The sequence below is a fragment of the Kitasatospora sp. NPDC093550 genome (assembly GCF_044764985.1).
Classification (GTDB): Bacteria; Actinomycetota; Actinomycetes; order Streptomycetales; family Streptomycetaceae; genus Kitasatospora.
In genome coordinates this window covers 41,662-56,440 of the sequence record NZ_JBIWJF010000031.1, presented here as the reverse complement: position 1 = coordinate 56,440, position 14,779 = coordinate 41,662, and the positions used below count along the sequence as shown (strand labels likewise).

16 protein-coding genes are annotated in these 14,779 nt (G+C 72.6%); 4 read left to right on the top strand and 12 right to left on the bottom strand.

Annotated elements, in window-relative coordinates; all coding sequences use genetic code 11:
- Positions 1-14 precede the first annotated feature (14 nt).
- From ACIRD3_RS33935 to ACIRD3_RS33910, 6 genes are all read right to left on the bottom strand, one after another.
- Positions 15-1,355, bottom strand: a complete 1,341-nt coding sequence (locus ACIRD3_RS33935) for an NADH-quinone oxidoreductase subunit D (RefSeq protein WP_402224240.1) — start codon at positions 1,353-1,355, stop codon at positions 15-17.
- Positions 1,355-2,068 (bottom strand): NADH-quinone oxidoreductase subunit C, encoded by a 714-nt coding sequence (locus ACIRD3_RS33930; protein ID WP_402224237.1) that lies wholly within the window; start codon positions 2,066-2,068, stop codon positions 1,355-1,357. The genes ACIRD3_RS33935 and ACIRD3_RS33930 overlap by 1 nt, the downstream gene beginning before the upstream one ends.
- A 73-nt stretch (positions 2,069-2,141) precedes the next feature.
- Positions 2,142-2,696, bottom strand: a complete 555-nt coding sequence (locus ACIRD3_RS33925) for a NuoB/complex I 20 kDa subunit family protein (protein WP_402224235.1) — start codon at positions 2,694-2,696, stop codon at positions 2,142-2,144.
- A gap of 123 nt (positions 2,697-2,819) precedes the next feature.
- Positions 2,820-3,179 (bottom strand): NADH-quinone oxidoreductase subunit A, encoded by a 360-nt coding sequence (locus ACIRD3_RS33920; RefSeq protein WP_030060100.1) that lies wholly within the window; start codon positions 3,177-3,179, stop codon positions 2,820-2,822.
- Positions 3,180-3,808: 629 nt separating this feature from the next.
- Positions 3,809-4,522 (bottom strand): response regulator, encoded by a 714-nt coding sequence (locus ACIRD3_RS33915; protein ID WP_402224232.1) that lies wholly within the window; start codon positions 4,520-4,522, stop codon positions 3,809-3,811.
- A 36-nt stretch (positions 4,523-4,558) separates the two neighbouring features.
- Positions 4,559-5,638, bottom strand: a complete 1,080-nt coding sequence (locus ACIRD3_RS33910) for a sensor histidine kinase (protein WP_402224229.1) — start codon at positions 5,636-5,638, stop codon at positions 4,559-4,561.
- Between the two features lie 233 nt (positions 5,639-5,871).
- Between ACIRD3_RS33910 and ACIRD3_RS33905 the strand changes: the two genes are divergently transcribed.
- On the top strand, positions 5,872-6,465 hold the full coding sequence (locus ACIRD3_RS33905; protein ID WP_402224226.1) for a hypothetical protein: 594 nt from the start codon (positions 5,872-5,874) through the stop codon (positions 6,463-6,465).
- 13 nt (positions 6,466-6,478) lie between these two features.
- On the opposite strand, the gene ACIRD3_RS33900 is transcribed toward ACIRD3_RS33905, so the two are convergent.
- Together ACIRD3_RS33900 and ACIRD3_RS33895 are read right to left on the bottom strand one after the other, a co-directional pair.
- On the bottom strand, positions 6,479-7,462 hold the full coding sequence (locus tag ACIRD3_RS33900) for a DMT family transporter (RefSeq protein ID WP_402224223.1): 984 nt from the start codon (positions 7,460-7,462) through the stop codon (positions 6,479-6,481).
- 255 nt (positions 7,463-7,717) lie between these two features.
- On the bottom strand, positions 7,718-8,392 hold the full coding sequence (locus ACIRD3_RS33895) for a CatB-related O-acetyltransferase (RefSeq protein WP_402224220.1): 675 nt from the start codon (positions 8,390-8,392) through the stop codon (positions 7,718-7,720).
- A gap of 94 nt (positions 8,393-8,486) precedes the next feature.
- Here ACIRD3_RS33895 and ACIRD3_RS33890 point away from each other — a divergent pair, with 94 nt between their 5' ends.
- The 3 genes from ACIRD3_RS33890 (at position 8,487) to ACIRD3_RS33880 (ending at position 10,588) form a co-directional block, all read left to right on the top strand.
- Positions 8,487-9,239 carry a TetR/AcrR family transcriptional regulator gene (locus tag ACIRD3_RS33890; RefSeq protein ID WP_402224217.1) on the top strand — a complete coding sequence of 251 codons (753 nt, stop codon included), beginning with the start codon at positions 8,487-8,489 and terminating at the stop codon, positions 9,237-9,239.
- Positions 9,240-9,430: 191 nt separating this feature from the next.
- Positions 9,431-10,138 carry a peptidylprolyl isomerase gene (locus tag ACIRD3_RS33885; RefSeq protein WP_402224216.1) on the top strand — a complete coding sequence of 236 codons (708 nt, stop codon included), beginning with the start codon at positions 9,431-9,433 and terminating at the stop codon, positions 10,136-10,138.
- 87 nt (positions 10,139-10,225) lie between these two features.
- Complete coding sequence (locus ACIRD3_RS33880) at positions 10,226-10,588, top strand: MazG-like family protein (RefSeq protein ID WP_402224214.1); 363 nt, start codon at positions 10,226-10,228, stop codon at positions 10,586-10,588.
- 149 nt (positions 10,589-10,737) lie between these two features.
- Here the strand turns inward: ACIRD3_RS33880 and ACIRD3_RS33875 are convergent, their stop codons facing one another.
- The 4 genes from ACIRD3_RS33875 to ACIRD3_RS33860 all read right to left on the bottom strand — a co-directional run bounded on the left by ACIRD3_RS33875 (position 10,738) and on the right by ACIRD3_RS33860 (position 14,750).
- Entirely contained in the window at positions 10,738-12,048 is a 1,311-nt protein-coding gene (locus ACIRD3_RS33875; RefSeq protein ID WP_402224213.1) for a geranylgeranyl reductase family protein, read from the bottom strand.
- A gap of 200 nt (positions 12,049-12,248) precedes the next feature.
- Positions 12,249-12,944 carry a demethylmenaquinone methyltransferase gene (locus tag ACIRD3_RS33870; RefSeq protein WP_402224211.1) on the bottom strand — a complete coding sequence of 232 codons (696 nt, stop codon included), beginning with the start codon at positions 12,942-12,944 and terminating at the stop codon, positions 12,249-12,251.
- A 219-nt stretch (positions 12,945-13,163) separates the two neighbouring features.
- The gene (locus tag ACIRD3_RS33865; protein WP_402224209.1) at positions 13,164-13,751 is read right to left on the bottom strand and encodes a hypothetical protein; all 588 of its coding nucleotides are present in this window, start codon (positions 13,749-13,751) and stop codon (positions 13,164-13,166) included.
- Between the two features lie 336 nt (positions 13,752-14,087).
- Positions 14,088-14,750: an imidazolonepropionase-like domain-containing protein gene (locus tag ACIRD3_RS33860; protein WP_402224207.1), complete on the bottom strand. Its 663-nt coding sequence runs from the start codon at positions 14,748-14,750 to the stop codon at positions 14,088-14,090.
- Positions 14,751-14,779 lie beyond the last annotated feature (29 nt).

The window sequence follows — 14,779 nt, the reverse complement described above, 5'->3', positions numbered from 1 at the left end:
GAGTTCGACGTTGGTCACCGGTCCACGCCTCCCATCACCGGGTCGATCCCGGCCACCGCGACGATCACGTCGGCCACCTGGCCGCCCTCGCACATCGCCGCCATCGTCTGCAGATTGGTGAACGACGGGTCCCGGAAGTGGACCCGGTAGGGACGCGTCCCGCCGTCGCTGACCACGTGCACGCCCAGCTCGCCCTTGGGCGACTCGACCGCCGCGTACGCCTGGCCGACCGGGACCCGGAAGCCCTCGGTGACCAGCTTGAAGTGGTGGATCAGGGCCTCCATCGAGGTGCCCATGATCTTGCGGATGTGGTCGAGCGAATTGCCCATCCCGTCCGGGCCGACGGCCAGTTGGGCCGGCCAGGCGATCTTCTTGTCGGCCACCATGACCGGGCCCGGGCGCAGCCGGTCCAGGCACTGCTCGACGATCCGCAGCGACTGCTTCATCTCCTCCAGCCGGATCAGGAAGCGGCCGTAGGAGTCGGCGCTCTCCGCGATCGCGACCTCGAAGTCGTAGTCCTCGTAGCCGCAGTACGGCTCGCTCTTGCGCAGGTCGTGCGGCAGTCCGGTGGCGCGCAGGATCGGGCCGGTGGCGCCGAGGGCCAGGCAGCCGGGCAGGTCCAGGAAGCCGACGTCGACCAGGCGGGCCTTGAACACCGGGTTGCCGGTGGCGAGTTTGTCGTACTCGTGCATCCGCGAGCGGAAGACCTTGACCGCCTCGCGGATCTGGTCGACCGCCCCGGGCGGCAGGTCCTGGGCGAGGCCTCCGGGGCGCACGTACGCGTGGTTCATGCGCAGGCCGGTGACCAGCTCGAAGACGTCCAGGATCAGCTCGCGGTCCCGGAAGCCGTAGATCATCAGGGTGGTGGAGCCGATCTCCATGCCGCCGGTGGCCAGGCAGACCAGGTGCGAGGCGATCCGGTTGAGCTCCATCATCATCACGCGGATGACGTTCGCCCGGTCCGGGACGTCGTCGGTGATGCCGAGCAGCTTCTCGACCGCCAGGCAGTAGGCGGTCTCGTTGAACAGCGGGGTCAGGTAGTCCATGCGGGTCACGAAGGTGGTGCCCTGGACCCAGCTGCGGAACTCCATGTTCTTCTCGATGCCGGTGTGGAGGTAGCCGATGCCGCAGCGGGCCTCCTTCACCGTCTCGCCGTCGATCTCCAGGATCAGCCGCAGCACCCCGTGGGTGGACGGGTGCTGGGGGCCCATGTTGACGATGATGCGCTCGTCGTCGGCCCGGCCGACCGCCTCGACCACCTCGCCCCAGTCGCCGCCGGTGACGGTGAAGACCCGGCCCTCGGTGGTCTCGCGGGCGTCCGCTTCCTGGGCCTGTTCGTCGTGCTGGGTGTTCATCAGCTGTACGACCTCCGCTGGTCGGGAGCCGGGATCTGAGCGCCCTTGTACTCGACGGGGATGCCGCCGAGCGGGTAGTCCTTGCGCTGCGGGTGGCCCAGCCAGTCGTCCGGCATCATGATCCGGGTGAGCGCCGGGTGGCCGTCGAAGACCAGACCGAAGAAGTCGTAGGCCTCGCGCTCGTGCCAGTCGTTGGTCGGGTAGACGCTCACCACGGAGGGGATGCGGGGGTCGGCGTCGGGCGCGGTGACCTCCAGCCGGATCAGCCGGCCGTGGGTGATCGACCGCAGGTGGTAGACCGCGTGCAGCTCGCGGCCCTTGTCGCCGGGGTAGTGCACGCCGCTCACGCCCAGGCACAGTTCGAAGCGCAGCGCCGGGTCGTCGCGCAGGATCCGGACGGTCTTCAGCAGATGGGCACGGTCGACGTGGAAGGTGAGCTCGCCGCGGTCGACCACGGTCTTCTCGATCACCTCGACCGGGTCCAGGCCCTGCTCCTCCAGGGCGCCCTCCAGCTCGTCGGCGACCTCGTCGAACCAGCCGCCGTACGGGCGTTCGCTCGGACCGGGCAGCACGACCGGGGCGGCCAGGCCGCCGAAGCCGGAGGTGTCGCCGCTGCCCTGGGCGCCGAACATGCCCTGCCGGCGGCCGACCACCTCGACCGGGATCTCGCGGACCGGCTGCTCGCGGCGGGTCTCGGGTACCTGGTCGTTCATGCGCCCACCTCGCTGCGCTCGGCAGGGGCGTTCACCCACGCGCGCCTCTCGATGACTCGCTTGCTGCGCTCGCTCATTGCAGCTGCCCCCGCATCTCGCTGATCGGGGTGGCGTTGAGGGCGAGCGCCTCGCCGAGCTCCTCGGCCCGGCGCCGGTTCACGCCCAGCGGCTCGTGCTGGATCTTGTCGTGCAGCTTCAGGATGGCGTCCATCAGCATCTCCGGACGGGGCGGACAGCCGGGCAGGTAGATGTCCACCGGGACGATGTGGTCGACCCCCTGCACGATCGCGTAGTTGTTGAACATCCCGCCGGAGGAGGCGCAGACGCCCATCGAGATGACCCACTTGGGGTTGGGCATCTGGTCGTACACCTGGCGCAGCACCGGTGCCATCTTCTGGCTCACCCGGCCCGCCACGATCATCAGATCGGCCTGCCGGGGGGAGCCCCGGAAGACCTCCATGCCGAACCGGGCCAGGTCGTAGCGGCCGGCGCCGGTGGTCATCATCTCGATCGCACAGCAGGCCAGACCGAAGGTGGCCGGGAAGAGTGACGCCTTGCGCACCCAGCCGGCGGCCGTCTCCACGGTCGTGAGCAGAAAGCCGCTCGGCAGCTTCTCCTCGATTCCCATCAGATCCCTCTCAATGCCCTCAAGTCCTCTGGTACGTCCGGCCCGTTCGGGCTTGTCCGCTCGTTCACAAGGGCGGCGGCCACCCCGCGCTCAGTCCCGCTCCGGGGGTCGGCCCCACGGGGCTCAGTCCCACTCCAGGCCACCGCGACGCCAGACGTAGGCGTACGCGACGAAGACAGTGGCGATGAAGAGCAGCATCTCGACCAACCCGAAGATCCCCAGGGCGTCGAAGGTCACCGCCCAGGGGTAGAGGAAGACGATCTCGATGTCGAAGACGATGAAGAGCATCGCCGTCAGGTAGTACTTGATCGGGAACCGACCGCCGCCCACGGGCTGCGGGGTCGGCTCGATGCCGCACTCGTACGCCTCCAACTTGGCCCGGTTGTAGCGCTTGGGGCCGGTGAGTGAGGCCATCACGACGGAGCCGACCGCGAACGCCGCCGCGATGGCACCGAGTACGAGGATCGGCGCGTAGGCATTCATAGCCCCCGCTCCCTCCGTCCAGTCGTCCTTGACTGCAGATCGGAACCGGCGGGTCACGCTCAGGTGAACCCGCCCTCCGGTTCCCGGGATCCGCCTCATGTGAGGCAGTTCACAAAGCCTGGAACGAGCGCATCCTATGCCCGTCGGCTTGTGATCTGCGACACGCAGTTCACCGCGATCTTTGTGATCTACGACACCATGTGAATGGTGGCGAATGTGAACATGCCCAGATTTGTCGACGCAAAGGAGTCAAATGATCACAAGCAGTCGCATTTATTTGTGAAGCGGCTGGTCAGGGGTGCGTTCCTATATCAACTATGCGTCGGCGCGGGCAAATTTCCGGGCGTCATGTTGACGTGTTATGGCGGCTCACTCGGAGGGGTGGCGGGGGCCCGAACGCTCGCTTGACCCTTCGTTCACAAGCGCGCGGGGTCGGTGTGGGGCGGGGTTCTCCCGCCCCTTCGCCCGTGTCGTCCTCCGGCCTCCGGGCGTCCTCTCCGGGGCGGCGGTCTCCGGAGACGGCGGCCCCTCCGGGGCTGCGGCACCTCCGGGGCTGGGCGGGGGCGCCCCGGGGGTGGACCGGGGTTGGACCGGGGCCGTCCCGTCTCGCGCGTGGGACCGGTGACCGGTCAGCGGTTGCCGGCCGCCTGCTCCCACACCCAGGCCGCGACGCCCACCCGGTTCCGGGCCCCGATCTTGCGCTGGATGTTGGCGAGGTGGTTCTTCACCGTCCCCGGTGAGATGAACAGCCCCGCACCGATCTGGGCGTTGGTCGCACCGTCCGCCACCAGCTCGGCGATCTCCCTTTCTCTCGTGGTCAGTTCCTCCACCGGCCCGCCCGGCGGCTGCTTCGGCTGCGTCGGCGCGGCCGGTGCCCCGGCGCCGGGCCCGGGCCCGGGCTTCGGCTCCGCACCCGGGAAGGCCATGTGCCGCAGCAGCCGTACGGTGATCTGCGGGCTGATCAACGCGTCCCCGGCCACCGCGGCCCGGACCGCCTCGATCAACAGCACCGGCCCCGACCGCTTCAGCAGGAACCCGGCCGCCCCGTGCCGCAGCGCGGTGTGCACGTACTCGTCCAGGTCGAAGGTGGTCACCACGATCACCTTGTGCTCTCCCGCGAGTTGCCGCGTGACCTCCAGACCGTCGAGCTTCGGCATCCGGATGTCCGCGAGCACGACGTCCGGCCGCAGCCTCCTCGCCTCCGCCACCGCTGCGGCGCCGTCCGCCACCTCCGCCACCACCGCCAGGTCCGGCTGGGCGTCCAGGATCATCCGGAACGCACTGCGCACCTCCGCCTGGTCGTCCGCGATCAGGATCCGAACCGGCCCTGCGCCCCTGCCCATCCCCACACCTTCCCCGTCGCCGACCCGCGTCGGCCGCTACGATCCCGCCGGCCCTGTGCCGACCTGCTCCAGCGGCAGCACCGCCGTGACCCGCCAGGCCTCCCGCTCGTGCGGACCGGCTTCCAGCGAGCCCCCGAGGGCCTCGACCCGGGCCGCCAGCCCCGGAAGTCCGCTGCCGCCGCCCCGGCGCGGCCTCCCCGCCGGGCCCGGCGCCCGACCGTCGTTGGTCACCGTCAGCTCCAGCCGTCCGCCGTTGCGGCGGGCCCGGATCCTGACCGCCCGCGCGGCCGGAGCGTGCCGCCGGACGTTGGTCAGGGCCTCCACCACGATCCGGTGGACGGTGCTCCCCACCTCCCGCGGCACCGCCTCCTCCGGCAGCTCCAAGCGGACCTCGGCACCGCCCGTCGCGGTGAACCGCTCGGCCACCTCGGCGAGTTCGGCGAGCCCCGGCTGCGGGCCGCGGCCGCCGCCCTCCTCACTGCGCAGCAGCTGTACCGTCCGGTCCAGCGAGGCCAGCGCCCGCTGCCCGGCCTGCTCTATTCGCTGGAACATCTCGGTCGCGCCGACTGGATCGATCCCGGCCAGATAGGCCCCCGCCTGGGCCTGGGCGACCATCCCGCTGACGTCGTGCGCCACGAAGTCGTGCAGGTCGTGGGCCAGTTCCAGCCGCTGCGCCCGCCTGGCCTCGGCCACCGCCCGGTTGCGCCCCTCGTCCAGGCCCCGCAGGTAGAGCCCGGTCAGAACGGCCGGCAGCGAGAGCACCGACCCGAAGCCGAAGAGCGTGAGGGCGTCCGCCGGCCCCTCGACGAAGGAGAACCGGGACGGCCAGAGGACGACCGCTCCGCACGCCGTCCAAGCCGCCGCGGCACACCGCGGGCCGTGGTCGGCGCGCAGGCCGGTGACCACCGCGAGCAGCAGGACGGCCAGCTCGGCCAGGCCCAACAGCCCGGCCCAGCGCTGCCCCTCGTCCCAGCGGCCGAGGAGCCAGACGACGACCGTGACCACGACCGACGCCACCCCGAGCGCCATCGTCACGGCCGCCGCCCCGTACCGCCCGCGCACCGCCCAGGCCGGCGGCACCAGGACCAGGAAGGCCCCGGACAGGATCTGAGTCATCGTCGCCACCTCTCCCCGGCTCCTCGAATCTTCGACGCTTCGACGCTTCGACGCTTCGACTGCCGTCACATTACGACGCCCTGCCGGCGTCGCGCCTGTGCCGATCGGCATATTTCACAGGCGGGTTGAGCAGGGAGAACCTCCCGATCGGCACTGCCGCAGACCTGCGGCGGACCTCCACTCTTGAGCCATCGCACCGGCCGAGGGGCCGGGTCGGAAGGGAGTCCACCACCATGTCGAAACTCGTGATCAACGCCCGCCGCGCCGCCCACCGGGCCGGAGCGCCCACGCCGGCCGCCCAGACCGCCCCGGACGTCCCGCCCGCCCCGCGCTGGGCCCGGCTCGCCGCCGGGGCGGCCGTCCTCACCACCATCCCCTCGGGGGTGTGGCGGATCGCCTTCGGCTTCGGCGCCCCGGTCGGATTCACGGGAGCGACGGCGGCAGCGTTCGCCGAGCACCAGCCGGGTTGGGGCACCGTCTACTGCGTGGCGCTGAGCGTCCTGGCGGAGACGCTGGCCCTCCTGACCCTCGGCCTGGTCCGGCCCTGGGGGCTGGTGACTCCTCGCTGGATCCCGCTGATCGGCGGCCGCCGGGTCCGGCCGCTCGCCGCGGTCGTCCCGGCCCTGCTGGGCTCGTTGATACTCACGGCCCTCGGCATGGAAGGGTTGTTCGGCCGCTGGGCCGGCAACCTGGCCGAGCCGGATTCGCCGCGCGGCTTCGCCGCCGTGGTGATGACGCTCGCCTACCTGCCACTGGTGGCCTGGGGCCCACTGCTCGGCGCCGTCACCCTGGACTACGCCCGCCGGACCGTGCGGTGGCGCCGATGACCACGGCGACGGATCAGGCCGGGGCCGGCTCCCCCGTCGGCTCCCCGGCGCCGGCCTCCGCCCCGACAGCCGTAGCGTCCTCGCGCCCGGCCGGGCGCGGCGCGGGGGCGGTCCGGCGGCCCCACTCGGTCGCGATCAGCACCAGGGCTCCGCCGAGCAGGGCGAGCGGGCCCGGCCGGTTCCCGGCCAGGGTGATCCCGAAGACGGCGGCCCACAGCGGTTCGGTGCCGAGCAGCAGGCTCACCCGGGAGGGCGACGTGGCCCGCACCGCCCACATCTGGACGAAGAAGGCGAACAGCGTGCAGAACAAGGACAGGTGCAGCAACCAGGCCCACTGGCCCGCCCCGTACGAGCGGGCGACGGTCCAGGGCGCCGGCCCCACCGACAGCGCGACGACGGCGAACACCACGGTGGCCACGGCGAGTTGGACCCACGTCACGGCGAGCACGTCGCTGTCGCGGACGGCCCGGGTGCGGGCCATCGCGAGGACGTACGCGGAGCGGACGAGGGCGGCGCCCAGCACCAGCAGATCACCCGAGGACGGGGGGCGCAGCCCGCCGTCGCCGGTGAGCAGGGCGACGCCGAGGACGGCCAGTCCGGCCGCCGCCAGGAAGGCCTTGGGCGGCGCGGTCCGGCCGAGGGCGCTCTCGCCGAGCGGGGTGAGCACCATCGCGAGGCTGATGATCAGTCCGGCGTTGGTCGCGGAGGTGTGCACGGCACCGTAGGTCTCCAGCAGGAAGATCCCGCTGAGCACCAGCCCCAGGGCGGCGGCGCCGAGCCACTCGGCACGGCTCAAGCTCCGCAGGGCCCGCCAGGCCACCACCCCGAGCACCGGCAGTACCAGACCGAAACGCAGCACGAGCATCGCCACGACCGTCCCCGGCTCGGCCACCCGCTGGACGGCGAGGAAGCTCGACCCCCACACCACCGCCACGAGCAGCACCGGGAGATCACGAAGGCCCGACGGGGGCGAGCCCTCGGGTGAGGAGGCAGGCATGACGAGGATCCCTCCGAGCGAACGGAACCGGCGAGCGCGAGTACCGTACGGCGTCGGACGGACCCAGCAACCGGGCGGAAGGCCCGGCGGTGGACAGGACGGAGCGTGGAGCGAAGGGGCGCCATCCTCGCGCACCGGACCACGGTTGATCAATGCCGTTCCGGACACCGGACGGTCGGCACGGCCTCCACCGGCTTGGCGTCCTGCAGACCTCCACCGGCTCGGCGGCCCGCACAGCCGGCCCCGCCACCCCGGTCAGCCGCCGCCGAGCAGACCGTTCTCGGCCGCGATCGCCTCGATCTCGGCCGGAGTCCCGGCCATGATGGCGCGGACGTGCTCGGTGACGAGCTCGACCGGCCAGTCCCACCAGGCGGCGCGGAGAAGCCGCTCGACGTCGGCCTCGTCGAAGCGGCGCCGGATCGGTCGGGCGGGGTTGCCCCCGACGATGGTGTACGGCTCGACATCGGCGGTGACCACCGCACCGGCCGCGATGATCGCGCCGTCGCCGATCCGGATCCCGGGCAGGACGGTGGCGCCGAAGCCGAACCAGACGTCGTTGCCGATCACGGTGTCGCCCCGGCTGGGCAGGCCCGTGACGATGTCGAGGGTCCGCTCGGTCCAGGCGCCGCCGAACATCGTGAAGGGGAAGGTGGAGACACCGATGCTCGGGTGAGCGGCGCCGGCCATCAGGAAGCGCGTCCCGGTGGCGATGGCGCAGTAGTTGCCGATCACCAGCCGTTCGGGGCCATACGCGTAGAGGACGTTGCGCTCCTCGAAGCGGGTGGCGCCGTCGGGGTCGTCGAAGTAGGTGTACTCGCCGACCTCGATACGCGGGTCGGTGACGAGCGGTCGTAGCAGGACGACCCGGTCGTGGCCGGCGAGCGGGTGGAGCACGGTGGGATCGGGGATGGCAGTGGTGTCGGCAGGCACACGGACTCCTCTCGTAATGCGACTGGAGTCGCATTACGATGAGCATGGCATGACCGCCACCCCGCAGCAAGCATTAATGCGACTGGAGTCGACTTTGTCCCGAGCCCCCAAGCCCGAGCAGCCACCTCACGCCCCCACCCCCACCCCACGCCCGGGCGGCCGCAGCGCCCGGGTCCGGGCGGAGGTGGTCGCCGCCACGCTCGCCGAAGTCACCGAGAAGGGGTACGACGGCCTCACCGTCGAGGCGGTCGCCACCCGCTCCGGCGTCCACAAGGCGACCCTCTACCGCCGGTGGGGCGGGGTCGACGGCCTGGTCGCCGACGCCCTGAACGCCTCCGCCGACCAGCCCTGGCCCCTGCCCGACACCGGCGACCTCCAGCAGGACCTCCGCCGGATCACCCAGGAGGTGTTCACGGTCTTCACCGACCCGGAACTGGGCCCCACGCCCACCGCGCTGATCTCCGCCGCCCAGCGCTCCGACGCCGGCGCCGCCGCCCTGCGCACCTTCTTCGCCGCCCGCCACCGCCAGGCCGCCGAGGTGGCCGAACGGGCCCTCGCCCGCGGCGAATTGCCCGCGGGGACGAACGGCGCGGAGGTGGTCCGGGCCGCCACCGCCCCGCTCTACTACCGCCTGTTCGTCTCCGGCGAACCACTCGACGCGCGCACGGCCGTGCGGGCCGCTGACGCCGCCGCCCTGGCCGCCCGCGCCGGGCTGTTCATCCCCGACCCGACCGACCCGACCAGCCCTCCCGCGCCGACGAGCCCGACCAGCCCGACCAGCCCGACCAGCCCTCCCGCGCCGACCACCCCCGACACCCCCGCCGCACCGGCAAACCCCGCAACATGAGCAACACCGGCACCTCCCGTGCCACCCACGACACCCCCACCACAGACGGCATCCGCGCCACCGGATCCACCCGGCAGCGATGGAACCCCGCCCCCGCAAGCCGCCTGACCGACCATCACCCACTCGCGCCCGGAGAAGCACGGCCGTTTCACCCCCTACCGCATCCCCACCCGGCCGTGGATGATGCCTCCATGACAATCCAGCCGTCCACCACCCCCCGGAAGGCCCGTCACGTGAAGCGCACCCACTGGGCGCTGGTCGCCGCCGCCACCGTCCTCCCGCTCGTGGCGAGCACCGGCACCGCCGTCGCGGACACCTCCGCCCCCACGGCCGCACCCGCCGGCTGCACCTACACACCGGCCGTCCCGGCCGACAACTTCAAGGGCATCCCGGTCTTCGACGCCAAGAAGGCGGCCCAGCCCTACCGCGCGACACTGCGGACGAGTCAGGGCGCGATCACCTTCGAGGCGTTGACCGACAAGGCGCCGTGCACCACCTTCTCGTTCCGGTTCCTCGCCGAGCACGACTACTTCGACCGCAGCCACTGCCACCGCCTCACCACCCAGCGGATCTACGTCCTGCAGTGCGGCGACCCGACCGGGACGGGCAGCGGCGGCCCCGGCTACTCCTTCCCGGACGAGAACCTCACCGGCGCCACCTACCCGGCCGGCACCGTGGCCATGGCCAACGCCGGCCCGAACACCAACGGCAGCCAGTTCTTCTTCGTCTGGAAGGACACCAAGCTCTCCCCCGCCTACACCCCCTTCGGCCGGGTCACCGCCGGCCTGGACGTCCTGCAGAAGATCGCCGCCGGCGGCGAGGACGACCAGAACAACCCTGGCGACGGCTTCCCCACGCTTCCGGTGAACATCCGGCACGTGAAGATCAGCACCCGCTGAGCCCACGGGCCGACCACCCCGTCGGCCACCCGCGCGCCGCTCCCGTACGGTGGCAGCACCACCGACACCGCATGGGAGCAGGCCCGCATGGACAGCCGCATCTGGGAGAGCGTCGACCACCTGGTCGCTTGGCTGGACGAGGAGGGCACGCAGTCGCCCCAGGAGGAGCGTCTGCTGCGGATCCTCAAGCTCTCCGAGGAGATCGGCGAGGTCGGCGCGGCGGTGATCGGTGCCACCGGCCAGAACCCGCGCAAGGGCGTCACCCACACCTGGGAGGACGTCCAGCACGAGCTCTGCGACGTCGTCTTCTCCGCCCTCGTCGCCTTGCGGACCCTCACCCCCGACGCGGCCCGGGTCTTCGCCGACCGCCTGGCCTACGTCGAACAGCGCTCCGCCGCCTCCCGGCGCCCGGCCGACGGGCCCCGGGAAACGGCGGCGGAATCGAGCTGACGCACCGGAACGCTGACAGGCCGACGGACACCGACCGACGGCTGTCCGGCCGGCGGGCCAACGAAGCGGCCTGACCGACGAGACAGCCGGACCGACGAAACGACCAGGCCGCCGACCGGAGGGGCCGCCGACCGGACAGCCGACCGGGGTCAGGCGTTCGGCGCGACCCGGGCGAGCCCGTTGATGACGCGGTCCATCGCGTCGCCGCCCTGCGGGTCGGTCAGGTTGGCGAGCAGCTTGAGGGTGAAGCGCATCAGCATCGGGTGGGTGAGTCCGCGCTGGGCGGCGATCTGCATCACCTTCGGGTTGCCGATGAGCTTCACGAAGGCGCGGCCCAGCGTGTAGTAGCCGCCGTACACGTCCTTGAGGATGCGCGGGTAGGCCTGGAGGGCGCGCTCGCGTCCGCCGTCGGTGACCCGGGCGAGGGCCTGCACGATGACCCCGGCGGCGATCTGGCCGGATTCCATCGCGTAGGCGATGCCCTCGCCGTTGAACGGGTTGACCATGCCGCCCGCGTCACCGACGAGCAGCAGCCCGCGGGTGTAGTGCGGCTGCCGGTTGAAGGCCATCGGCAGGGCGGCGCCGCGGATCGGCTCGGTCATGTTGTCGGGCGTGTAGCCCCACTCCTCCGGCATGCCGGCGCACCAGGCCTTGAGGACCTCGCGCCAGTCCAGCTCGCCGAACGCCGGCGAGGAGTTGAGGATGCCGAGTCCGACGTTGGAGGTGCCGTCGCCCATGCCGAAGACCCACCCGTAGCCCGGCAGCAGCTTGCGCTGCCCGCCGCGGGTGTCCCACAGCTCCAGCCAGGACTCCAGGTAGTCGTCGTCGTGGCGCGGCGAGGTGAAGTAGGTGCGGTAGGCGACGCCCATCGGACGGTCCTCGCGCCGGTGCAGGCCCATGGCGAGCGAGAGCCGGGTCGAGTTGCCGTCGGCGGCGACCACCAGGGGGGCGCGGAAGGTGACCGACCGCTTCTCCTCGCCCAGCTTCGCCGTGACACCGACGATCCGTCCGGTGCGGTCGTCCAGCACCGGCCCGCTGACGTTGCAGCGCTCGTAGAGCCGGGCGCCGGCCTTCTCGGCCTGACGGGCCAGCAGCTCGTCGAAGTCGGCGCGCTTGCGGACCAGGCCGTAGTCGGGGAAGGAGGACAGCTCGGGCCAGTCCAGCTCCAGCCGGACACCGCCACCGATGATGCGCAGGCCCTTGTTGTGCAGCCAGCCGTTCTCGGTGGAGACGTCGATGCCCATGTCCACCAGTTGCTTGGTGGCGCGCGGGGTCAGCCCGTCACCGCAGACCTTCTCGCGCGGGAAGGCCGTCTTCTCCAGCAGCAGCACGTCCAGCCCGGCCTGGGCCAGGTAGTACGCCGTGGTGGAGCCGGCCGGGCCCGCGCCGACCACGATGACGTCGGCCGTGCTCTCCACCGGGCTGTCCGGCTTCGTCAGATCGGCTGCGGTCTCGGACACGTGGACACACTCCTGGAGCTGCGGCGGGGGACGGCGGCTGTTGTCTCCGGCAGTCTAGTTCCGCTCACGCCGCCGGAAGCTCCCGCGCCCCCGCCACACCGCGGCGGCGACCCGCCCGACCACGTACCGCGCGGCCCGCCCGACCCGGCGCCCCGCGCCCGCCCGACCGCGTACCGGTCCCCGCCCGACCGCCAGGCCCGCTACGCGAGCTTGTACGCCCGGTGCAGGGCGACGATCCCGCCGGTCAGGTTCCGCCAGGCGACCTTCGACCAGCCGCTCTCCTGCAGCTTGGCGGACAGCCCCGGCTGGTCCGGCCAGGCCCGGATGGACTCGGCGAGGTAGACGTACGCCTCCGGGTTGCTGCTGACGGCCGTGGCGACCGGCGGCAGCGCGCGCATCAGGTACTCGGTGTAGACCGTCCGGAAGGGTGTCCAGGTCGGCGTGGAGAACTCGCAGATCACCAGCTTGCCGCCGGGCTTGGTGACCCGCAGCATCTCGCGCAGCCCCGCCTCGGTGTCCTGGACGTTGCGCAGCGCGAAGGAGATCGTCACCGAGTCGAAGGTGTCGTCCGCGAACGGCAGCCGGGTGGCGTCCCCGGCGGTGAGCGCCAGCTCGGGGTGGCGGGCCTTGCCCTCGGTGAGCATCCCGACCGAGAAGTCGCACGGGACGACCTTGGCCCCGGCCTCGGCGAAGGGCAGCGAGGAGGTGCCGGTGCCGGCCCCGAGGTCGAGCACGAGGTCCCCCGGTCCGGCGTCCACCGCCTCGGCCACCGCCCGGCGCCAGGCGCGGGCCTGGCCGAGGGAGAGCACGTCGTTGGTGCGGTCGTACTTGGCCGCGACGTCGTCGAACATGGCGGCGACTTCGTGCGGCTGCTTGTCCAGAGAGGCTCGGGTCACGCCCCCATTGTTCACCCTCGCCCGGACACCCCGACCAACGGGGCACACCAGCGGACCCAGCAACCGACGCCCGGCCGACGTCCGGCGCACGTCCGGCGCACGCCCGGCCGACGTCCGGCGCACGGCCAGCGGGCGGCCGGCGGGCGGCCGGCGGACCACCACCGTGCTCCCCACCACGCTCGCCGCAGCCCCGGCCGCCCACCCGGGGGAGCGCCCCCGTCAGTGCTGCCCGCGCCGCCCGCCCACGCGCCGCTTCCGGCGGGAGCGCTTGCCCTGGGTGATCGCGGGCATCCCGTCCGCCAGTGCCTCCGTCGCCAGCGCGAGGTTGACGGCAAGCCGCCCCTGTCCGGCGCGGACCGCGACGGCCTTGCGGTGCCGGCGGATGCGCAGCACGCAGATCACGAACAGCACCACGGCGACCGGCACGCTGAACCGGGCCAGCCCGACCCCGACCGGCTGCGGATAGGTGTCACCGCAGATCCGCACCGCGCCGGGGTCGTCGGCGGCGTGCTCCAGGCAGACCGCGTCGCCGAGCTTGGTGCCGTCCGCGAGCGGCAGCGCGGCCGCGGTGTGCGACTGTCCGCCGACCCGGTAGCTGACCGCGCTGTAGGTGCCGCCACCGGTCGGGAGCTGGGTGACGACGCCCTCGACTCTCACCGGGTGCGCCTCGATCCGGTCGGCCTGGTCGGCCTGGCGCCAACCGAGCAGGCACATGCCGACGGCCAGCACGGCGCTGAGCACGGCGGCGAGGTACCAACCACGGCCCAACCGCGGGACGCGCGGCGGGGGGACGGTCGCGGTTCGCATGGTTCCTGTCCTGGCTTGCCTTCGGGGCCTTGGACGTGGCCCCGCCGTCCGCGGGGGACACGGGCGGTGGTGTGGTGAGGGTACGGAGTGAGCTGTCCGGGATCGTATCCGCTGGCGGGCCCTCAGGTCACGGCGAAGGGACAATCACCCCCCGCCGCCGAGACCGGAGTTCGGGTGCACACGAAGGAAGTCCGGTGCGCCGCAAGGGAATCCGACTACTGACGAGTACGTCACACCGGAACCCCCCGAAGGCCGGGCCGGACACCACCGCAGTCCTGCCGGACACCGCCACAGCCTGCCGGACACACCGCCCCGCCCGACACCACCGGGGTCGGCTCAGCGCCGCCGGTACACCAACCGCCCGCCCAGCACCGTGGCCAGGCACCCGCCCGCCACCGGGTCGACGCCCGCGCCCAGGACACCACCACTCAAAAGGCCCGCACCGCCCTCACCCAGCGCGAACACCGCGAAGTCCGCCCGCCCACCGGCCGCCACCCGCCCGTGCACGGCCGCCGCGAACGGCAGCGCCGCCAGCGGGTCCAACGGCCCCGCGAGGTCGGGGGTCCCCGGCACCCCCGCCAGCCCGGAGCGCGCCACCGCCGTCCGCACCGGGGCTCGCTCGAAGGGTCCGGCCACCGCCGTCACCCCGAACCCGAGCATCCGCTGCAGCCCGCGCCGCGCGCTCGCCCCGCACCGCGCCTCGTCCGCGGAGCCGAGCAGCCCGTCCGCCACCGGCTCGGCACCGATCTCCTCGCGCGGGTCCGGGTGGTACGCGCGTTCCAGCAGCCAGTGCCCGTACGGATTGCGCAGCCCGGGCGCGAGCACGGCGGAGCCCCAGTCGCGCACCCGCGCACCGGGGTGGGCCGCCGCCAGGTCCGCGTACGGCCCGACCGCCTCGACCCGCTCGCCGCGCACCACCACCGCCCCGTCCGGGATGGAGGGGGCGGTGGGATCGGCCGGGTCGGGCAGCACGTACGCAGCCCGGTGCAGGGTCAACACGTCTCGGGAAAGGGCCGGAAGGGGGGACG